This is a genomic window from Mesorhizobium australicum WSM2073, from assembly GCF_000230995.2.
GTDB lineage: Bacteria > Pseudomonadota > Alphaproteobacteria > Rhizobiales > Rhizobiaceae > Mesorhizobium > Mesorhizobium australicum.
Genome location: NC_019973.1, coordinates 3,578,661 through 3,598,381 on the forward strand (window position 1 = coordinate 3,578,661; position 19,721 = coordinate 3,598,381).

The 19,721-nt window shown below is 65.4% G+C and carries 23 protein-coding genes and 1 tRNA gene; 11 read left to right on the forward strand and 13 right to left on the reverse strand.

Features of this window, described 5'->3' with window-relative positions; all coding sequences use genetic code 11:
• Positions 1-45 precede the first annotated feature (45 nt).
• Both MESAU_RS17150 and MESAU_RS17155 read left to right on the forward strand, forming a co-directional pair.
• Positions 46-456 carry a winged helix-turn-helix transcriptional regulator gene (locus MESAU_RS17150; RefSeq protein ID WP_015317307.1) on the forward strand — a complete coding sequence of 137 codons (411 nt, stop codon included), beginning with the start codon at positions 46-48 and terminating at the stop codon, positions 454-456.
• Positions 457-509: 53 nt separating this feature from the next.
• Positions 510-1,775 (forward strand): FAD-dependent oxidoreductase, encoded by a 1,266-nt coding sequence (locus MESAU_RS17155; RefSeq protein ID WP_015317308.1) that lies wholly within the window; start codon positions 510-512, stop codon positions 1,773-1,775.
• Here the strand turns inward: MESAU_RS17155 and MESAU_RS17160 are convergent.
• Positions 1,723-2,457 (reverse strand): glutathione S-transferase family protein, encoded by a 735-nt coding sequence (locus tag MESAU_RS17160; RefSeq protein WP_015317309.1) that lies wholly within the window; start codon positions 2,455-2,457, stop codon positions 1,723-1,725. The genes MESAU_RS17155 and MESAU_RS17160 overlap by 53 nt on opposite strands.
• Positions 2,458-2,557: 100 nt before the next feature.
• Between MESAU_RS17160 and MESAU_RS17165 the strand changes: the two genes are divergently transcribed.
• The 3 genes from MESAU_RS17165 (at position 2,558) to ilvC (ending at position 4,864) form a co-directional block, all read left to right on the forward strand.
• Positions 2,558-3,016 (forward strand): MarR family winged helix-turn-helix transcriptional regulator, encoded by a 459-nt coding sequence (locus MESAU_RS17165; RefSeq protein WP_015317310.1) that lies wholly within the window; start codon positions 2,558-2,560, stop codon positions 3,014-3,016.
• Positions 3,017-3,164: 148 nt separating this feature from the next.
• Positions 3,165-3,818, forward strand: a complete 654-nt coding sequence (locus MESAU_RS17170) for a TetR/AcrR family transcriptional regulator (RefSeq protein ID WP_015317311.1) — start codon at positions 3,165-3,167, stop codon at positions 3,816-3,818.
• A 26-nt stretch (positions 3,819-3,844) separates the two neighbouring features.
• Positions 3,845-4,864: a ketol-acid reductoisomerase gene (gene ilvC, locus MESAU_RS17175; protein ID WP_013531065.1), complete on the forward strand. Its 1,020-nt coding sequence runs from the start codon at positions 3,845-3,847 to the stop codon at positions 4,862-4,864.
• Between the two features lie 79 nt (positions 4,865-4,943).
• Here ilvC and MESAU_RS17180 read toward each other — a convergent pair whose 3' ends face one another.
• Entirely contained in the window at positions 4,944-5,525 is a 582-nt protein-coding gene (locus MESAU_RS17180) for a BA14K family protein (RefSeq protein ID WP_015317312.1), read from the reverse strand.
• 189 nt (positions 5,526-5,714) lie between these two features.
• Between MESAU_RS17180 and MESAU_RS17185 the strand changes: the two genes are divergently transcribed.
• From MESAU_RS17185 to MESAU_RS17200, 4 genes are all read left to right on the forward strand, one after another.
• A complete protein-coding gene (locus MESAU_RS17185; protein ID WP_015317313.1) occupies positions 5,715-6,827 on the forward strand; it encodes an endonuclease/exonuclease/phosphatase family protein in 1,113 nt (370 codons plus the stop codon).
• A gap of 6 nt (positions 6,828-6,833) precedes the next feature.
• The gene (locus MESAU_RS17190; protein ID WP_015317314.1) at positions 6,834-7,550 is read left to right on the forward strand and encodes a hypothetical protein; all 717 of its coding nucleotides are present in this window, start codon (positions 6,834-6,836) and stop codon (positions 7,548-7,550) included.
• 81 nt (positions 7,551-7,631) lie between these two features.
• Complete coding sequence (locus tag MESAU_RS17195) at positions 7,632-7,886, forward strand: FitA-like ribbon-helix-helix domain-containing protein (RefSeq protein ID WP_015317315.1); 255 nt, start codon at positions 7,632-7,634, stop codon at positions 7,884-7,886.
• The gene (locus tag MESAU_RS17200) at positions 7,883-8,308 is read left to right on the forward strand and encodes a type II toxin-antitoxin system VapC family toxin (protein ID WP_015317316.1); all 426 of its coding nucleotides are present in this window, start codon (positions 7,883-7,885) and stop codon (positions 8,306-8,308) included. Before MESAU_RS17195 ends, MESAU_RS17200 begins: the two co-directional genes overlap by 4 nt.
• A gap of 60 nt (positions 8,309-8,368) precedes the next feature.
• Here the strand turns inward: MESAU_RS17200 and MESAU_RS17205 are convergent, their stop codons facing one another.
• The 4 genes from MESAU_RS17205 to MESAU_RS17220 form a co-directional block, all read right to left on the reverse strand.
• Entirely contained in the window at positions 8,369-8,608 is a 240-nt protein-coding gene (locus tag MESAU_RS17205) for a hypothetical protein (RefSeq protein WP_015317317.1), read from the reverse strand.
• Between the two features lie 131 nt (positions 8,609-8,739).
• Positions 8,740-9,957 (reverse strand): ABC transporter permease, encoded by a 1,218-nt coding sequence (locus MESAU_RS17210; RefSeq protein WP_015317318.1) that lies wholly within the window; start codon positions 9,955-9,957, stop codon positions 8,740-8,742.
• A complete protein-coding gene (locus MESAU_RS17215; RefSeq protein ID WP_015317319.1) occupies positions 9,954-10,661 on the reverse strand; it encodes an ABC transporter ATP-binding protein in 708 nt (235 codons plus the stop codon). Before MESAU_RS17215 ends, MESAU_RS17210 begins: the two co-directional genes overlap by 4 nt.
• Before the next feature lie 4 nt (positions 10,662-10,665).
• Positions 10,666-11,952, reverse strand: a complete 1,287-nt coding sequence (locus MESAU_RS17220) for an efflux RND transporter periplasmic adaptor subunit (protein ID WP_015317320.1) — start codon at positions 11,950-11,952, stop codon at positions 10,666-10,668.
• A 101-nt stretch (positions 11,953-12,053) separates the two neighbouring features.
• Between MESAU_RS17220 and MESAU_RS17225 the strand changes: the two genes are divergently transcribed.
• Together MESAU_RS17225 and MESAU_RS17230 are read left to right on the forward strand one after the other, a co-directional pair.
• On the forward strand, positions 12,054-12,962 hold the full coding sequence (locus MESAU_RS17225; protein ID WP_015317321.1) for a PhzF family phenazine biosynthesis protein: 909 nt from the start codon (positions 12,054-12,056) through the stop codon (positions 12,960-12,962).
• A 106-nt stretch (positions 12,963-13,068) separates the two neighbouring features.
• Positions 13,069-13,144 (forward strand) — tRNA-Lys (locus MESAU_RS17230).
• 234 nt (positions 13,145-13,378) lie between these two features.
• Here the strand turns inward: MESAU_RS17230 and cobT are convergent.
• Genes cobT through MESAU_RS17265 form a run of 7 tightly spaced genes read right to left on the reverse strand, consistent with a single transcriptional unit; the run spans position 13,379 to position 19,720 of the window.
• Positions 13,379-14,389 (reverse strand): nicotinate-nucleotide--dimethylbenzimidazole phosphoribosyltransferase, encoded by a 1,011-nt coding sequence (gene cobT / locus MESAU_RS17235; RefSeq protein ID WP_015317322.1) that lies wholly within the window; start codon positions 14,387-14,389, stop codon positions 13,379-13,381.
• 39 nt (positions 14,390-14,428) lie between these two features.
• On the reverse strand, positions 14,429-15,205 hold the full coding sequence (gene cobS, locus MESAU_RS17240) for an adenosylcobinamide-GDP ribazoletransferase (protein WP_015317323.1): 777 nt from the start codon (positions 15,203-15,205) through the stop codon (positions 14,429-14,431).
• 4 nt (positions 15,206-15,209) lie between these two features.
• Positions 15,210-16,523 carry a cobyrinic acid a,c-diamide synthase CobB gene (locus MESAU_RS17245; RefSeq protein ID WP_015317324.1) on the reverse strand — a complete coding sequence of 438 codons (1,314 nt, stop codon included), beginning with the start codon at positions 16,521-16,523 and terminating at the stop codon, positions 15,210-15,212.
• Positions 16,520-17,338, reverse strand: a complete 819-nt coding sequence (gene cobA, locus MESAU_RS17250) for a uroporphyrinogen-III C-methyltransferase (RefSeq protein WP_015317325.1) — start codon at positions 17,336-17,338, stop codon at positions 16,520-16,522. The genes MESAU_RS17245 and cobA overlap by 4 nt, the downstream gene beginning before the upstream one ends.
• Positions 17,335-18,099 carry a precorrin-4 C(11)-methyltransferase gene (cobM, locus tag MESAU_RS17255; protein ID WP_015317326.1) on the reverse strand — a complete coding sequence of 255 codons (765 nt, stop codon included), beginning with the start codon at positions 18,097-18,099 and terminating at the stop codon, positions 17,335-17,337. The genes cobA and cobM overlap by 4 nt, the downstream gene beginning before the upstream one ends.
• Positions 18,096-18,482 carry a cobalamin biosynthesis protein gene (locus MESAU_RS17260; RefSeq protein WP_015317327.1) on the reverse strand — a complete coding sequence of 129 codons (387 nt, stop codon included), beginning with the start codon at positions 18,480-18,482 and terminating at the stop codon, positions 18,096-18,098. Before MESAU_RS17260 ends, cobM begins: the two co-directional genes overlap by 4 nt.
• Positions 18,479-19,720, reverse strand: a complete 1,242-nt coding sequence (locus MESAU_RS17265) for a bifunctional cobalt-precorrin-7 (C(5))-methyltransferase/cobalt-precorrin-6B (C(15))-methyltransferase (protein ID WP_015317328.1) — start codon at positions 19,718-19,720, stop codon at positions 18,479-18,481. Before MESAU_RS17265 ends, MESAU_RS17260 begins: the two co-directional genes overlap by 4 nt.
• Position 19,721 lies beyond the last annotated feature (1 nt).

The following is a 19,721-nucleotide window of genomic DNA, read 5'->3' on the forward strand; positions in this document are numbered from 1 at the left end:
AAGAAGGCAGTTTTTGGGGAGGTAGGCACACGCAGGGAACCAGCCATGGACAGCCGGACCGTCAATCTGAAATCCAAACTCGAAGTCTACAAAGCGATGACCGACGGCGGAAACATTGCCGATTGCCCGGTCCGCGACGTCATCCAGGGCCTCAATGGCAAATGGAGTTCGCTGCTGACGGCGGCGCTGGCCGAGCAGCCTTATCGCTTCGGCGAGCTGCGGCGGCTGGTTCCCGATATCTCGCAGCGCATGTTGACCCAGACGCTCTACGATCTGCAGCGCGACGGCTATGTGCGCCGCGAGGTGTTTCCGACCAAGCCGCCCAGTGTCGAATACAGCCTGACCGACCTTGGGCGATCGATGTTCGACGCTTTGCAGTATCTGCTGCAGTGGGCCGAAAACAACCATGACGCAGTGCGCGGCGCGCGGACTGCCTTCGATTCGACGCAGGCTTGACCAGCAGGCTAGCGCTCGGCGTCGCGACTTGATTTCGTCCGGCGGCTGAAGGATTGTCCCGGCCAGTTCGGCTTGGGGGCAGCGGCATTTCCTACGGTATCGCAATCGCCGGCGCTGGTCCGGCCGGGCTCGCCGCGGCGCTCTATCTCAAGCGCGCCGGCCACCGCGTAACCATCTTCGAGCGCTTCGAGGAACCGAGGCCGGTCGGCTCCGGGCTGATCCTGCAGCCGACTGGGCTGACGGTGCTCGCCGATCTCGGCCTGCTCGACGACATCATGGCGCTGGGCAGCAGGATCGACCGGCTGCATGGCGTCGATGCGTCGAGCGGCCGCACCGTGCTCGATGTCCGCTACGATGCCCAGCGCGGCAACCGTTTCGGCCTGGCGGTACACAGGGCCGCCCTGTTCGGCGTACTCTTTCGCGCTGCCCGGCGCGAGGCGATCCCCATTGAGACCGGCGTCGAAATCGAGGCCCTGGAGACCGGCGAGCGGGCGACGCTGATCCGGGGCAACGGCCGAAGGGAAGGGCCGTTCGATCTAATTGTCGACGCCAGCGGCGCGCGCTCGAAGCTGCGGCGGTGCGCCGGTAGTGCCGAAGCGCCACGGCCACTCACCTATGGCGCGTTCTGGGCATCGCTCGGCTGGCGCGGCGAGGGCTTTGACGAGCACGCGCTTCTGCAGCGCTACGACAAGGCCAGCGTGATGATCGGCGTGCTGCCGATCGGGCGGCCCGAGCCGGGCGCCGAAAGGATGGCGGCCTTCTTCTGGAGCCTGAAGCCGGCCGATGCCGACGCGGTGCGTGCCAGCGGTCTCGACACCTGGAAGGAGCGGGTGGTGCGGCTGTGGCCACGGGCCGAGGCGTTCACCAGCCAGATCGACAGTTTCGACCAGCTTTCGCTGGCCCGCTACGGCCATCACACAATGAAGTTTCCGGTTGGCCGGCGGCTGGCCGTGATCGGCGATGCCGCCCATTCGACCAGCCCGCAGCTTGGCCAGGGCGCCAACATGGCGCTGCTCGACGCCGCGGCACTTAGCTATGCGCTGGCGCGAACGGACGGCGTGGAGACAGCGCTGGAAGCCTATGCGCGAGCGCGGCGCCGGCATGTCAGGGTCTTTCAGGCACTGTCGCTGGCATTCACGCCCTTCTACCAGTCGGATTCGGTGGCACTGCCCTTCATCCGCGACAGGCTGGTGGCGACGATCGCCAAGATCCCGCCGGCGCCGCGGTTGCTGGCCTCCATGGTCGCCGGCACGGTGACCGATCCGTTCAGGCGGGCTGGGCTTGCCGAAGCGCTATGGCCGGATCGCCTTGCCGAATGAGGCTCGATAGAAATGATCCCTTCGCCCGCAGGAAGGCATGCAGGCGCTGCGGATAGTCCGGCGCCACGGCCTGCCTGATCGACGGACGGTCACTCGACGCACTGCGCCAAGCCTGGACAAGCGGCTTGCCGTCAAGAATACCGAAATCGCCGATCCGATCGAAGGCGTCGAGGTAGCGGAAGACCGGACCGTAAACGGCATCGACGAGGGAAAAGCGACTGCCAGCGAACCATGGCCCGCTCCGCACGGCGCCCGGCAGTTCAGCCTCAACACGGTCGAACATCGCCGACAGTGCGCTGGCTTCGGCGAGGAAGCCGGCCTCGCTCGGCGCTGAATAGAACCGGCCGATGGTGTTGAGGATGGCTGAGCCATACTCGATCCAGGCACGGTGCCGGGCGCGTGCATAGGGGTCGGCGGGGTGGAGGGGATTGGCCTGCGTTTCCTCGAGGAATTCGAGGATGACCGCGGATTCGAAGATTATCGTCTCGTCGCCATTTTGCCGTACGCGCAGCAATGGCACCTTGCCGAGCGGCGAGATGGCCTTGAACCAGTCCGGTTTGTCGGCAAGGTCGATGTCGATCCGCTCGAACGGCGCGCCTTTCTCGGCCAGCGAAATCGCGGCGCGCTGGACATAGGGGCAGAGCGGATGGCTGACGAGAACAAGGGTGTCGGCGGGTTTCATAGGAATGTGCCTTTCGATATCGATGCAATTGCATTTATGTAGATGCATGTGCATTGAGCGTCAAGCTTGATGCATCTGCATCTATCGCCTAGGGTGGGCCATGACCGAAAAAGACAAGCCTTCGCCTGAAGCCATCAAGGCCTGGGCCCGCCTGATGCGGGTTTCGCGCCAACTGCTGGAACGGGCCGAAGACGCGCTGAAGGAGGGCGGCCTGCCGCCGCTCGCCTGGTACGATGTGCTGCACGAGCTTGCCGAGGCGGGCGAGGGCGGCTTGCGGCCGTTTCAACTGATCGAACGCACCCTGTTCGCGCAGTACAACATCTCGCGGCTATTGGCTCGGCTCGAGGCCGACGGGCTGGTCGAGAAACTGCCGGTGGCCGACGACGGCCGTGGCCATCACATCCGCATCACGCCCAAGGGACGGGAGACGCGCCGCCGCATGTGGACGATCTATGGCAGGTCGATCGAGGAGTTGGTTGGCGCGAAGCTGTCGTCGGATGAGCTGAGCACGGTCTCGGCACTGCTGGGCCGCCTGCGTCATCCGCCTACCGCGGACTGAGCTTGCGGACTGCGCGGCTGCGCGGACATCAGCGGATTTTTTCTTCTTTGCCCTTGCGCCGCTCACCGGATTGCGCAATATGCCGAACCGTAACGTACGGTACGGCAGGTCGAATTCACGCCCTGCCTTGTCCTTCCGAGGGAAGAGCGTGTTGCACAGCGTACCCGACATCGACAACAGCGAGGCGCTGACGGAGCGGCAGCAGGCCGTCCTGGACGCGGCTTTGCGGCTGCTGGTCGAGGAGGGCGATCACCTGACCATGACCGCCGTGGCGCGTCGCGCGAGCTGCTCGAAGGAAACACTCTACAAATGGTTCGGCGATCGCGACGGGCTCTTGACGGCGACCGTGCAGTGGCAGGCCTCGAAAGTGCGGGTGGCTTCGGTCGGCGGCAAGGGGCTTGATCTTGCCTCGCTCACGGCGAGCCTGGAGCGCTTTGGCTCCGACTGGTTGAAGGTGATCTCCAGCGATACGTCGATCGCCCTCAATAGGGTGGCGGTCGGCCATGCCGGTTCGGGGAAGGACAATCTCGGCGCCGTCGTGCTGGAGAATGGGCGCTTTGCGCTGGCCAAGCGGCTGAAGCCCGTGCTGGAAGCCGGCCGGCAGGCCGGGCTCCTTGAATTCGGGGATGCCGAGATGGCCTTCCGTACCTTTTTCGGGCTGGTTGGCCGGGACGTGCAGATCCGCCTGCTGCTCGGCGACCGGCTGGAATTGACTGAAGCGACGATCGGCGGCGATGCCGTCCGCGCGACGCAGCAGTTTCTCGCTCTTTTCGGAGCAAAAACCGGGCCGCAAGGCCTCTGATCTTCAAAAACGGGAAGGAAGACAAAATGCGTGTCTATTACGATCGTGATGCCGATCTCAACCTGATCAAGGGCAAGAAGGTCGCCATCATCGGCTATGGCAGCCAGGGCAGGGCGCATGCGCTCAACCTCAAGGATTCCGGCGCCAAGGAGATCGCCATCGGTCTCAAGGCCGGCTCGGCGACCGCCAAGAAGGTCGAGGCCGACGGGCTCAAGGTGATGAGCGTCGCCGACGCCGCCAAATGGGCCGATCTGATGATGATGGCGACGCCCGACGAATTGCAGGCCGACATCTACAAGAACGAAATCGCGCCGAACATCCGCGACGGTGCCGCGATCGCCTTCGCGCACGGTCTCAACGTGCATTTCGGCCTCATCGAGCCGAAGTCGACCGTCGACGTCGTCATGATCGCGCCAAAGGGCCCGGGCCACACGGTGCGCGGCGAATACCAGAAGGGCGGCGGCGTGCCGTGCCTGGTCGCCGTCAACCAGGACGCCTCGGGCAACGCGCTCGATCTCGCGCTTTCCTACGCCTGCGGCGTTGGCGGCGGCCGTTCGGGCATCATCGAGACCAATTTCCGCGAGGAATGCGAGACCGACCTGTTCGGCGAGCAGGTCGTGCTGTGCGGCGGCCTGGTCGAACTGATCCGCGCCGGCTTCGAGACGCTGGTGGAAGCCGGCTATGCGCCGGAAATGGCCTATTTCGAGTGCCTTCACGAGGTCAAGCTGATCGTCGACCTGATCTATGAAGGCGGCATCGCCAACATGAACTACTCGATCTCGAACACCGCCGAGTGGGGCGAATATGTCTCGGGTCCGCGCATCATCACCGCCGAGACCAAGGCCGAGATGAAGCGCGTGCTGAAGGACATCCAGACGGGAAAGTTCACCTCGGAATGGATGCAGGAATACCGCGCCGGCATGTCCCGCTTCAAGGGCATCCGCCGCAACAACGACAGCCACCAGATCGAGGAAGTCGGCGCCAAGCTGCGCGCCATGATGCCGTGGATTTCCAAGAACAAGCTGGTCGACAAGGCCAAGAACTGAGCGATCCACGCTTCGCGATCAATAACGAAAACGGCGCCACGTGGCGCCGTTTTCATTTCTGGTATCAGCCGCAGGCAGCTCAGCTATAGGGCGACCAGCACTGCTGGCGCGGGCCGTTATAGGGTTGGAACGTGTTGTCGTAGGCGCGATACGAGCGGTAGCGGTTGTAGCACCATTGCACATGCGCGTTCGACAGCCGGCCGGCGCGATAATAGCGGCGCGGCGCCGGCGCATAGTAATCGTAGTTGTTGTAGTTGTTGTACATGCTGCCGAGGCCGAGCCCCAGGCCGAGACCGAGGACCGCCGCAGCGCCATCATCGTAGTAGCGTCCGCCACGATAATGATGGCGGCCATGGCGCCAGCGCCAGTTGTCGCCGCGGTTCCAGTTGCCACCACCGTTCCAGTGGCGGCCGCTCCAGTTGCCTCCGCCATTCCAATGGCGGCCGTTCCAATTGCTTGACCGGCGCCATCTCCAATCGCCGCCGTTGTTGCCGCCAGCCCAGCCCTCGCGGACCGGGATGACCGTCGGCGCGGCGGTGCTGGCCGGGATCGACACATCCGGCTGCAGAATCGGCGCGGCAGCGGATGGCGCCGTGATGCCGGAGACAATACCGAGCGCTATCAGCCCGGATTTGACAGTGGAAGAAAAGAGCGCGTTCATTGCACTTCTCCAAGAGAACAGGCCCCACGCCTACCCTGGGAATGGGCTTACCGTGGACCTTTGCGTCTGAACGGCGGATGAACGGAAAGGTTCCGTCAACCATGGCGTGAAACCCACCGGGAACAAGGGATCCCTGCTTGTGGTCCTGCGATCTTGTTTTCCGCCGCTCTTGCAGGCAAAGGTCAGCGCATGTCGCTGCGCCTTGCCACCTTCAATGTCGAGAACCTGATGAACAGGTTCGATTTTTCCGGCTTTCGCAACCAGCTCAATGAGGATCGCACGTTGGCGCTCTTCGATATCCAGAGCGAGGCCGAATACAAGATGCTGGAACAGGCGCGCGCCATCGCGCAATCCGACGACACGCGCCAGCTGACGGCGTTGGCGATTGCCGCCGCCCGTGCCGACATCATCTGCATGCAGGAGGTCGACAACATCGAGGCCTTGAAGGCCTTCGAGTACGGCTATCTGTTCAAGATGGTGGGGCAGGGCTACCGCCAGAAATACACCACGTCGGGCAATGATTCGCGCGGCATCGATGTCGCGGTGATGATGCGCAACGAGACCGCGCAGGGACAGCCGATCGAATTCGTGCGCATGACCAGCCACGCCTATGTCACCTACGAGCAGTTCGGGTTGCATACGCCCGAGCTGGCGGCCCTCGGCAACCAGCCCAATGAACGCATCTTCCGGCGCGACTGCCTGGAGGTCGACATCAAGGTGGGCGGCGCGCCGATGACGCTCTATCTCGTGCACTTCAAGTCCATGGGCTCTCCCCGCAACGGGCTCGACGGACGCGAGGCGACGATGCCGGTGCGCATCGCGGAGGCGCAAGCCGTGCGGCGCATCATCGAGGAGCGTTTCGGGGCGGAGCACGCGGCCGACAAGCGCTGGGCGATCTGCGGCGACATGAACGATTACCGCCAGCGGGTGAAGATCGCCGGCGATGAGGTCGACGGCTACCGTTTCGAGGTGGTCGACGAGAACCTGTCCTGCATCAATGTGCTGACGGCGGGCGGCTTCTGTGAAAATGTGGTCGAGCGGCGGCCGGAAATGAACCGCTGGACCTTCTATCACACACGCGGGCCGCAAGAGCGGCATCTGTGCCAGCTCGACTATATCCTGCTGTCGAAGGGGCTGGCGGCGAAGAACGCCACCGCAGTTCCCGACATCATCCGCAATGGCCAGCCCTGGCGCACGATCTTTCCCGCGGGCCAGGAAGTCGAGCGCTTCCCGCGCGCCGGCTGGGACCGGCCAAAGGCCTCGGACCATTGCCCGGTGGCGATCACGCTGGACATGGCCTGAGCCGACATGAGTTTTGATCTTCCGCGCAATGTCATCCTGCCGGTCGATGCCATCGATGTCCGTCTCGATCCCGGCCCGCATCCCTTCGCGGTGGAGAATGCCGCGGTGATTGCCGAGAACTGGCGGGGCGAGATCGAGGCCAATCCGGCGCTGTTCGACGGCATTGTGGTGCTGCTTTCCGAGCTTGCCTATCGCGACCGCAGCCTTATCGGCCGCTGCCATGCGGTCAATTACTCGACCTTCATGCTGTGGCGGAAGCGGCGCGAGAATTCCGGCGCCGAACACGCCTATGCCCATGCCGTGCTGGTGGCCGGGGACAACGCTCTGGTGGCGATCCGCATGGGACCGCGAACCGTCAGTGCCGGCCGGGTCTATTTCGCCGCCGGTTCGTTCGAGCCGATCGATTTCCGCGACGGTCTCGTCGATGTCGATTTCAACATGATGCGCGAGGTGCGCGAGGAGACCGGTATCGACCTGTCGGAGGCCAGGCGTGGTGTGCGCTGGCACGCTCTGTCGACGGCAAGCGGCACCGTCATCTTCCGCCGCTATCACGTCGACGCGCCCGCCGATGAGATCGCGCGCCGAATCTCGGCCTTCGTCGCCACCGAAGCCGACCCGGAGATCGAGGGGCCGGTGATCATCCGCCATGCCGGCGACCTGCCGGACGGCCTGTCGCCGCACATGAAGCCGCTGATCGAGTGGCATTTCGCGCGCGCAGACTAATATCGGTGCGTACCAGTTGTATCTGATAGCAGATTTTCTATACTGATAGCAGTGACATCATTGTAGATTGGAATGATATCGATGAGCGCCGTCACGATCCGCAATTTGCCAGAGGAGACGCTCCGCGCCTTGAAGGTGCGGGCTGCGCATCATGGCCGCAGCACTGAGGCCGAAATGCGTGAGATCCTGGAAACGGCCGTGCGGCCGGCCAATCGGGTCAAGCTCGGTTCGCTGCTCGCCGCCATCGGCCGCGAGGCCGGATTGTCGCAAAGGGATGTCGATACCTTGCAGCAGCTCCGCGACAAAACACCGGGCGAGCCGGTGCGGTTCGAATGATCCTCATCGACACCAGCGTCATGTCTGAGCCATGGAGACCTGCACCCGATCCTCGCGTCATCGCGTGGATCGACGCCCAGGCCGTCGAAACCCTATATCTTTCGGCCGTCACCGTGGCTGAGTTGCGTTTCGGGATCGCGGCCATGCCTTCCGGCAAGCGCCGCACGATCCTGCATGATCGTCTTGAGCAGGACGCGTTGCCGCTGTTCGCTGACCGCATTCTGCCGTTCGACCTCGACGCGTCGCGCGCCTATGCTAACCTCATGGTGCAGGCGAGAGCCGCAGGCAAGGCGATCGGCAACGCCGACGGCTATATCGCGGCCACGGCCGCGGTACACGGCCTCACGGTCGCCACCCGTGACACCGGTCCATTCGCGGCCGCCGGTTTGAACACCGTCAATCCGTGGGAAAGCGCGTCGTAGTCTTGCCTGCCACTGAAACCGTACGTCAGTGCCGCGATCATGTCGTGGAGCGGCCAGGCCCTATGATGTCTTGCTTTTGAGTGCCTTGCGGTCGTTGCGCGCGGCGACGAAGAACAGGATGAAGCCGATACCCAGCAACCCACCCATGGCCATTCCCATCGTCTGGCCAACGACCGCCTGGAAATCGGCGGTGACGCGATCGGGATTGGTCATGCCGTAGCGGGCGAGATACCACCAGATGCCTGCAAGGGCGGCCTCGATGATGATCATCACCAGGATCACGCGCGCCTTCTTGCTCATCAGCTGCTCCTCGACCAGATATGCCTTGGCATAACATCGCCAACACAGTGACGATAGGTTGGGCAAGGCGGAAACGTCGAAGGTTGTGTAAAACCGGCCCGGAGTGCCGGACGCCCTCGCAGCTTGCCCTTTTACTCGTGACGCAAGGCGTCGATCGGATCGAGCCTGGCGCCGCGCAGCGCCGGGAAGAAGCCGAACACCATGCCGATCAGCGCGGAGAAGCCGACGGCAAGCAGAATGACGGCCGGGCTAGGCGCGAAAGGTATGGTCAGCGTCACCGAGGCGAGGCCGGCCAGCGCCAGCCCAATCAGGATGCCGATGATGCCGCCAAGCAGCGACAGCACGGTCGCCTCGACCAGGAACTGGATGAGGATGTGCTTTTCATGCGCGCCGATGGCGAGCCTGATGCCGATCTCGCGCGTGCGTTCGGTGACCGACACCAGCATGATGTTCATGATGCCGATGCCGCCGACCAGCAGGCTGACACCGGCGACCGCGCCCAGCATGCCGGTCATCGTCGTGGTGGCGCTGGCCATGGCGTCGGCGATCTGGGTCATGTCGCGGATGGCGAAATCGCTCTCGCGGTCGGGCGTGATGCGGCGCGCATCGCGCAAGATGTCCTCGACGCGCGGCTGCAATTCGGTGGTCGGCGTGCGGTCGTCGGCGGCGATGTAGATGTTGTCGATGTCGCGATTGCCGGCGATGCGGCGCTGATAGGCGGCGAGGGGCATCAGCACGACATTGTCCTGGTCTTGGCCGAAGCCGGTGTAGCCTTTCGGCTCGAGCAGCCCGACGATCCTGCAGGAGGTGCGGTTGACGCGGATGATCTCGCCCTCGGGATCGCCTGCGCCGAAGAATTGCTGGCGCACCGTCTCGCCGATCAGGCACACACCGGTGCCGGAGCGGGTTTCGGAATCGCTGAACGGGCGGCCGGACACCAGTTTCCAGTCGCGTGCGTCGAGATAGGCGCTGTCGGTGCCGGTGACGCCAGAGGTCAGGCTCTCGGTGCCGAAGATGACGCGCACCTGCTTCTGCGCGGCCGGCGAGATGGCGCGGGCGCCGGTGAGATGCGCAACCAGCGCCGCCAGATCCTTTTCCGCCAGCGGCCGCACCGCCTGGTCGAGCCCGCCGGGACCGCCGGGGCCGGCCGGGCGCCCGGCTCGGACGACCAGCAGATTGCTGCCGAGCTTGGAAATGTCGGACTTGACCTTTTGCGTGGTGCCGGAGCCGATGGTCAGCATGGCAATCACGGCGGCGACGCCGATGACGATGCCGAGCAAGGTCAGAAACGAGCGTAGCACGTTGCGGCGGATCGAGCGCATCGAGAGGCGGACGGTTTCCCAGATCATGCCATCTCCATATTCATGGTGTCGGAGGCGACATGGCCGTCGAGGAAGCGGATGGTACGCTCGGCATATTCGGCGACATCGGCTTCGTGGGTGACCATGGTGACGGTCAGGCCAAGCTCTTTGTTCAGCCGCGTCAGCAGCTCCATGATCTCATGCGTGCGTGCGGTGTCGAGATTGCCGGTCGGCTCGTCGGCGACGAGCAGCGTCGGCCTGGTGACGATGGCGCGTGCGATCGCCACGCGCTGCTGCTGGCCGCCGGAGAGTTCGGCCGGCGTGTGATGCTCGCGGCCGACAAGGCCGACCTCGGCCAGCGCCTGCATGGCGAGGTCGCGGCGCTCGCGGGCGGCGACACCACGATAGATCAGCGGCAGTTCCACATTTTCGGCCGCGGTGGTGCGGGCCAAGAGATTGTAGCCCTGGAAGACGAAGCCGACATAGAGGTTGCGCAGCATGGCGCGGCGGTTGCGGTCGAGCCGGCCGGCATCGACGCCCATGAAGGAATAGGTTCCGGCCGTCGGCGTGTCGAGGCAACCGATGATGTTCATCGCCGTCGACTTGCCGGAGCCCGATGGGCCCATGATGGCGACGAATTCACCGCGCCGGATGGCAAGGTCGACTCCGGCCAGCGCATGCACCTTGGCTTCGCCCTGGCCGTAGCTCTTCCAGACCTTGTCGAAGGTGATGAGGGGGGCGCCCGCGGCCACTGCCTCAGCTCCGCGACTGCGAAGCGGTGATGATCTGAGCGCCTTCCTCCAGGCCGGAGGTGATCTCGGTCAGTTCACCATCGGTCGAACCGATCTTGACGTTGACCGGGTGCGGGCGGCCGTTCTCCAGCACATAGAGCGTGCGGGAACCATCGGTCGGGGTCTGTGCCGCCGGGCGCTGGCGATTGCCGCGGCCCATGCGGCCGGTGAACAGGTCGCTCAGGCTCCAGCCGCGCGCCGCTTGCTGTGCCGGGCGGTAGCGGAAAGCGGACGAGGGCACGGTTAGCACGTCCTTGGCTTCCCTCGTGACCACAGAAACGGTGGCGGTCATGCCGGGCCGCAGCAGCAACTCGTTGTTGTCGACTTCGAGCCGCGCATTGTAGGTGACGACGCCGTCCGTCGTGACCGAGGCATAGGAGATGTCGCGGATTTTGGCATCGAACGGCCGCTCCGGGAAAGCGTCGACGGTGAAACGGGCATGCTGGCCTGACTTGACCGCGCCGATATCGGCTTCGTCGACCGCCGCCACCAGTTCCATGTTCCTCAAATCGGCGGCGATGATGAACAGCACCGGCGCCTGCAGCGAGGAAGCGACCGTCTGGCCGGGGTCGACTGAACGCGTCAGCACGATGCCGTCGATCGGCGCGTAGATGGTGCTGTTGGCAAGGTCGGTCTGCTGCGACTTGAGATCGGCATTGGCGATGGCGAGATTGGCCTCGGCGCTATCGAGTGCCGCCTTGGAACGGTCGCGCGTCGCCGTCGCCGCCTCGAGCGACTGGTCGGTTGCCATGCCACGCTTGGTCAGGGCCGCGGCGCGGACAAGCGCACTCTCGTTCTCGGCGAGCGTCACCCTGGCGTCCTCCACATTGGCGGCCGCTCCCTTGGCGGACGCTTCGGCGCGTTCGATCTGGACCTGCAGCTTGGCGGTGTCGAGGGCCGCCAGCACGTCGCCTTTCTTCACCTGCTGGTTCTCGTTGACCGCGACCGAGCGTATGATGCCTGAAAGCTGACTTGATATGTCGACCTGGGTGAGCGGCTGCAGCGTGCCTGTCGCCGACACCTGGACTGTGAGGTCGGCCTTGGCCGCCGGCACCGTGGTGTAGTCAATCCTGGTCGGCGTGCCCGCATACCATTGATAGAGGCCAAGGCCGGCGGCAAGCACGATGAGGGTCAGCAACGCATAGAGCCAGCCACGCCGGCGCGTCCTGCGTCGACCGGTCTGGTCGAGCCCAAGCGCCGTCTCGATGGCGGAATCCGATTCCGTCTTTGGCAGATTGACAATCTGGTCCACGTCGGACCCCTATGATGCGTAATGTCCCTGTCTGTGCACAGATCAGGCTTACCGGTTCGAATATCAAATTAAATTTCGCCCATGTTGGGATTGAGGCAGGGATGCAAACCCGGAATTACTTGCTTTACGATGTGTTTACGACCGAGCGACTGGCCGGCAACCCGCTGGCGGTGGTGTTGGATTGCAAAGGTCTGGACACGGCCGCGATGCAGGCCATCGCGCGCGAGTTCAACCTGTCCGAATCGGTTTTCGTGTTGCCGCCGGACAATCCCAAGCACCGCAACCGCATCCGCATCTTCACGCCCGATTATGAAATGCCATTCGCCGGCCATCCGACGGTGGGCTCGGCCATCGCGTTGGCCGAACTGGCGGGCGAGGGCGGCGCCGGCATCTTCGTGCTTGAAGAGAACATCGGCCCGGTGCGTTGCGCGGTCAGCACACACGATGGCGCCACCTTCGCCGAGTTCGACCTGGCGAAATTGCCGGAGCCGCTGAAGCTGGAGGCCGATCCGGAGGCGATCGGCGCCGCCCTTGGCCTGACACCGCACGAGATCGGCTTCGAGAATCACCGCGTCGCCTTCTGGTCGGCCGGCGTGCCTTATGTGACCATTCCGGTCGCCAATCTCGAAGCGGCGGGCCGCATCCGGCTGGACAACCAGGCATGGTCGGAACTGGCGCCGCGCAAGAGCGAATGGGCCTTCGCCAGCCCGTACGTCTATTGCCGCGAAACGGTGAACCACGAAAGCGCTTTCCATGTCCGCATGATCGTTCCCGGCACGCCTTCCTATGAGGACCCGGCGACCGGTTCGGCAGCGGCGGCCTTCGCCGGCGCCATCATGCATTTCGACGGTCCGACGGACGGGGTTTCGCAGCTATGGATCGAACAGGGACTGGAGATGGGCCGGCCGTCGCGCATCCGCCTCGAACTAACCGTGCAAGGCGGAAAACTGGCGTCCGCGCGCATTGGCGGGCATGCGATCAAGGTGGCGGAAGGCAAGCTTTTCGCCTGATTGGAGAGAGCCCCGGTCGATTTGTCGGGAAATGATTCCAGCAGGGCTGGACAGGACCGGTATCGGCGGCTATATGCCCGCCAACGCCGGTTTTTGCCGGCCGAGTGGGTGCGTAGCTCAGTTGGTAGAGCAGCTGACTCTTAATCAGCGGGTCCACAGTTCAATCCTGTGCGCACCCACCAAATTCCTAGAAGACTTGGTGGAAATGACCCTGAATAGGCCGGTTCAATTGCCGCGCTCGTTCATCAGTGTTTGGCTGCCCTCGCAACCCGGCCGCCTTTGGCCAGGTGAGATGTAGGGCTTTGCAGCTCGCTCAAAGACTACGAGTGGCCACGCCGAAAACGCGGTTCAGAAGGCAGCCGGATGAAGATTTTCATCCACCCGGTCCATTCGAGAGTCGCTACAACCGGAAGATGCTACTTCTCCGACACGCCGGCCTCGGCAAAGCTTGCCATGCGGGCATGGCACTCCAGCGCCGAGCGGACGATGTTGACGGCAAGGCAGGCGCCGGAACCTTCGCCGAGCCGCATGCCGAGATCGAGCAGCGGCGGCAGGCCGAGCGCTTCGAGCAGGCCACGATGGCCCGATTCAGCCGAGACGTGCGCCGCGATCGTATGAGCAAGGCCGGTTGGATGCAGTTTCGCCAGGGGTGCTGCGGCGGCGGTGCAGACAAAGCCGTCTAGCAGGACCGGTACGCCGATGCGACGCGCGGCGAGCGTCGCACCGAAGATGGCGGCGAGCTCGCGTCCACCAAGGGTGGCGGCGATCGCCAGCGGATCGGCGAGGGCGGCGGCATGGCGCTTCAAGCCCGATTCGATGGCAACCACCTTGCGCTTGAGGCCGGCATCGTCGACGCCGGTGCCGCGCCCGGTCCATTTTTCGGCGCCACCGCCGAACAAGGCAGCCGAAATCGCGGCGGCCGGCGTGGTGTTGCCGATGCCCATTTCGCCAAAGCAGACCAGGTCGAGGTTTTTCGTCACGGCGTCATAGCCCGCCGAGACAGCGGCGAGGAAGGTCTTCTCATCCATTGCCGGCACTTGCGTGAAGTCACCGGTGGGATGGTCGAGATCGAGCGGGATGACGTCGAGTTCCGCGCCGGCGATGCGTGCGAGCTGGTTGATGGCGGCCCCCCCGCCGGCAAAATTCGCCACCATCTGCACGGTGACTTCGGAGGGGTAGGCCGACACGCCCTGCGCGGTGACGCCGTGGTTGCCGGCGAAGACGAAGACTTTCACGCGGTCGAGCCTTGGCATGTCGCGGCCTTGCCAGCGCGCCAGCCAGGCGGCGATCGCTTCGAGTTTGCCGAGGCTGCCTTGCGGCTTGGTCAGCGTGTCCTGGCGGCGAGCGACGGCACTGGCGGCCACTTCGCTGCCGGCAGGCAGGTCGAGGCAGGCGGCGCGCAGTTCATCGAGGGATTTGAAGGGCATGGGGGCAATGTCTCCGGAAGGGAATCAGGTCAAGGGGGGTCAGGAAAGGGCGACGGAAGCGACGAGAAGCACCGCGATTTCGCTCAACTGCTGCAAGGCGCCAACGGTGTCGCCGGTCTGGCCCTCGATCTGGTTGAGGCAAAGGGCGTGGAAGGCGGCAAAGAACAGGCCGAGCAGGATGAGCGCGGCAATGGCGCCGCCAAGCCCGAGCAGGAGCAGTGGTATCGCGCCGAGCACGGCTCCGGCTATTGCCGTTTCGAGCGAAACGGTGCCGGCGCCAGCCGACAGGCCGTCGGACCGCGCCGGTGGCAAGAGATGCATGAAGGCGCCGAGCACGCCACGCGAGGCTGCGTGCGCCGCCACGAGCGCAAACAGAGCCTGTGTGGGTTCCACCACTTGCGACAGCGCGCTCCAGCGGATCAGCAGCGACAGCGCCAGCGCCATGGCGCCATAAGCGCCGATGCGGCTGTCGCGCATGATCTCGAGCTTGCGGCCGCGCGACTTGCCGCCGCCGAAGCCGTCGGCAACGTCCGACAATCCATCCTCGTGCAGGCACCCCGTGGTAACCACGGTTGCAACAAGGGCAAGGGCAGCCGCCGGCCCAATGGCAAGGCCAAAGCGTTCCGCCGTGGCAAAAACGATGGCGCCGATCAGGCCGACGACAAGGCCGGCAATGGGGGCGGCCCAGATCGCGGCGGCGAGGTTGCGGCCGCGAAAATCAAACACGGGCAGCGGCAGGCGGGTGAAGAAGACCAGGCAAAGCGCGATGTCGTCGAGGACTTGCCGGGGCGACAGGGTGATTTTCGGGAGCTTCATGGCCCTAGCTCCTCGCAATCGCATGAAAGAAGGTGCCGCTGACGTGGCCACGCCGGTAGCCTGAGGCGCCGAGCGGATTGCCCTGGCCGTCGGCAAGGTCAGCCAGCGGCTCGTCATTGCCGGTGGCCGTCATCTGCGCATAGTGGAATTCGTGACCCCGGATCAGCGCGCCCTGCGAACCCAGCGGGCAATCGGCACGCAGCCGAGCCTCGCGGTAGCCAAGATTCATCTTGCGCCTGGCGAAGCTGGTGGAATGGCCGAGCAGGCCGAGCATGCGATGCGTTTCGCCTGATGCATCCTCCATCGCTTCACCAAGCACCATGAAGCCGCCGCATTCGCCATGGATCGGCTTTGTCGTGGCGAAACGTGCCATCCCCGCATGGAAATTCGCGGCGGCCGTGAGTTTGCCGGCATGAAGCTCGGGATAGCCGCCGGGCAGCCAGCAAACATCGCAATCCTCGTCCGGCGCTTCGTCGGCGAGCGGCGAGAACGGGACGATTTCCGCGCCGGCCTTGCGCCAATAGGCGGCGACATGCGGGTAGAGGAAGGTGAAGGCGGCATCCTCGGCAAGCGCGATGCGTTGACCGGGCGGCCGCAGCGCGTCGGCGAAGGAACCTGCTGCCGGGGCGAAGGGCGTTGCCAGGGCCATGACCGCGTCGAGGTCGAGCGACTTCTCCGCCGTGTCGGCGAGCCGGTCGAGATGCGCCATCAGGTCGTCATATTCGCCGGCCTGGACGAGGCCGAGATGGCGCTCGGGCAAATTGAGCGAGGGGTCGCGCAAAATAGCGCCGACGACGGGCAGGCCGATCGCCTCGATGGCGTCGCCGGACAGCTTCCGATGGCGCTCGCTGCCCAGCCGGTTGAGCACGACGCCGGCCATGCGCACATCCGGGTCGTACGTGGCAAAACCCTTGGCGACGGCCGCCGCCGTTGTCGACTGGCCTGACACGTCGAGCACCAGCAGCACCGGCAGACCGTAGAGCCGGGCCAGATCGGCAGCCGAACCGGTGCGGCCAGGCGAGGCCGGGATGCCGTCGAACAGGCCCATGGCGCTTTCGAGGATGACGAAATCGGTGTCGTCGGCCGCTTGTGCGGCCAGCGCATTGAGCAGCGGCGGCGACATCGCCCAGCTGTCGAGATTGACGCCGGACAGGCCGGTGGCGGCGGTATGGAAGCCGGGGTCGATATAGTCGGGGCCGGACTTGGCGCCGCGCACTTTCAGGCCACGCCGGGTGAGTGCGCGCAGGATGCCGATGGTGACGCTGGTCTTGCCCGAACCAGAGCGCGGCGCGCCGATGATGATCGCCCGGGCCGTCATGCCCCGCCCGCCAGCGCCGCGCGCATGGCGACGATGCCGCCGACGACGATCAATGCCGGCGAGGCGAGCCCGGCCGCCGCCGCTGCCTCGGCAATGGTGGCGAGCGTGGCGACGACGGTCCTTTCCCGCGGCGTCGTCGCGGCGACGATCACGGCCGCCGGTGTCGATGGCGCCAGTCCGCCGTCGAGCAGGGCGGCTGCTATGAGAGGCAGATTGGCCATGCCCATGTAGACGACGACCGGCTGGCCGGTGCGGGCGATCGCCGCCCAGTCGAGATCGTCATCGGTGCCGGCGGCGTGGCCGGTCGCCAGAATGACAGCCTTGTTGATGCCGCGCATGGTGGCGGGAATGCCGGTGGCGGCGAGCGCGCTGAGACCCGAGGTGAGGCCTGGCAGGACGCGGAACGGGATGTTCTCACGCGCCAGCGCCAGCGCCTCTTCGCCGCCACGGCCGAAAATATAGGGATCGCCGCCCTTCAGCCTGATGACGCGGCGGCCTTCACGCGCCAGCCGCACCAGCAGAGCGGTGATGTCATCCTGCTTCATCGAGGGCTTGCCGCCGCGTTTTCCCGCAAAGAAAAGCTCGGCATTTCCGGCAACAGCAACCACATCGGGCGAAACCAGCGCGTCGTAGACCAGCGCATCCGCCTCGGCCAGTGCCGCCAGCACCTCCAGCGTCAGGCAGCCGGGATCGCCGGGACCGGCGCCGGCCAGCCAGACATGCCCCGGCTCAAGCGGACGCGGCTTGAAGTTCAGCCGTGCGAGCGCCTGTTCGAGTGTGGCGTTTTCGCCGTTATTTCCAGTGCTGGCGCTCACAATCCGTCCCGTCCGCGAAAACGCCGCTGATAGTGGGCGTCGTATAATGAACTCTCGCCGAAATCTTGTGCCGCCAGCGAGCGGCCGACGAAGATGATGGCCGTGCGCTCCATCGGATCGGCCGCCAGTTGTGCCTCGATGGATTCCAGCGTGCCGGTCATCACGCGCTGGTCCGGCCAGGAGGCGCGGAAGACGATCGCCACCGGGCAATCGCCGCCATAGTGCGGCGTCAGCTCGGCGACGACGCGGTCGATGGCGTGGATGGCAAGGTGGATGGCCAGCGTGGCGCCGGTGCGGCCGAAGCCGGCCAGGGTTTCGCCCGGCGGCATTTTCGACGCACGTCCGGAAACGCGGGTCAGCACCAGGCTTTGCGCGACTTCGGGGATGGTCAGCTCGCGGCGAAGTGCGGCGGCGGCGGCCGCGAAGGAAGGGACGCCCGGCGTCAGCGTGTAGGGGATGCCATGCTTTTCCAGCCGGCGGATCTGCTCGGCCACGGCACTCCACACCGACAGGTCGCCGGAATGCAGGCGGGCAACATCATGGCCGGCCATTTGGGCTGCCACATATTCAGCCTCGATCTCGTCGAGCGACATCGGCGCGGTGTCGACCAGCTTCGTTCCCGGCGCGCAATGCTGCAGCAGTTCCGGCGCGACGATGGAGCCGGCGTGGAGGCAGACCGGGCAACTCGCCAGGAGCCTTGCGCCACGCAGCGTGATGAGGTCCGCCGCACCTGGGCCGGCGCCGATGAAATGGACGGTCATGGCGCGTCTCCGCTGATGGCGATGGCGCAGGTGACCGGACCGAGCACGGTGCGGGACCCAAGCAGCGTCGCGCTTTTGCCGGCGACGGCAAGGGCGGAGGCTTCCGAGACCGATGGCGTGCCCGCCAGCTTCCGCGAGAGACTGGAGCTGCTGAGCGTACCCGGCGAGGCGGCCTGTAGGGCTGAGTCATCAACGACAATGACGGGGAGGTTCAGCTTGCGACCGGCGGCAACGATGGCGTCTTCATCCTTCTTGAGCGCAGCGGTGGCCAGTGCCGAAAGAGCCGTCATCGCCAGGCCATGCGCTTCGAGCGCGGTTTCTATGGCCGCGAGCACGTCCTCGACGGTGACGCCCCTTCGGCTGCCGATGCCCGCGACCATCATGGCTTCACCCAGCTCCATTGCGTGACGGGCATGGCCGGCCGCCATGCCTGCATGGAGCCGACCGGCGAAGCGCGGGAGATGCCGATGCGGGTGAGGTCGCCGCCGCGCTTTGTGTGCTGGGCGAGGAGCAGGGCTTCCATTTCCAACGTCACCGCGTTGGCGACAAGACGGCCGCCGGCGCGCAAGGCTCTGATGGCGGCATTCATGACGCCGGCGTCGCTGCCGCCGCCGCCGATGAAGATGGCATCAGGTGTCTCCAGTCTGGCCAGGGCCTTGGGCGCGCTGCCTTCCACAATGACAAGGCCGGGAACGCCGCAGGCAACGGCGTTGTGGCCGATGCGGGCGGCGCGAGCCGGGTCGGCCTCGATGGCGATGGCGCGCAGCGAAGGGTGGGCGAGCATCCATTCGATGCCAATCGAGCCCGAGCCGGCGCCGACATCCCACAGCAATTCGCCCCGCCTCGGCGCCAGCGCCGACAGGGTGATAGCGCGGATTTCGCGCTTGGTGATCTGGCCGTCATGCTCAAACAGATGGTCGGCGAGGCCTGCCGTGAGCGACAGCACGCGCGCCTGCGGGGCCGAATCAATTTCGATGGCCAGGACATTGAGCGGATTGATGTTTTCGAGGTCGAAAGCATCGGCGCGAGCCGAGCGCAACGTCTCCTTCGGCCCGCCCAACGCTTCCAGCACCGTCAGCCGCGAAGTGCCGAAGTCGAGTTCGGCGAGCAGGCGGGCAACCGCCGCCGGAGCGAAGCCATCGGATGTCAGCGCCAGGATGCGGGCGTTGGGCTGCAGCAGTGGGCGGATCAGGTCGATCGGGTGGCCGTGCAGTGAGACGGTCTCGATATCCTGTAGCGCCCAGCCAAGCCGCGCCGCGGCCAGCGACAACGCCGACGGCGCTGGTATGACGTGCATCTCGCGCGGCTTGACCTTGCGGGCGAGGGTGGCGCCGACCCCGTGGAAGAACGGGTCGCCGGAGGCGAGCACGCAGACGTTCCTACCGGCAAGCGCCAGGACGTCGGCCATCCCGGCATCGAAAGGAACCGGCCAGGGACGCGGCTTGCCCTTGGCGAAGGAAGCGACGAGCGCCAGGTGCCGCTTGCCGCCGAAGATGAACTCCGCCTCGGCGATCCGCCGCTTGGCCTCGTCGCCGAGACCCGCTAAACCGTCCTCACCGATGCCGACGATTGTGAGCCATCTCGGGTTGGGCTTGGCGGCGCGCGGACCCTCAGCAGGCATG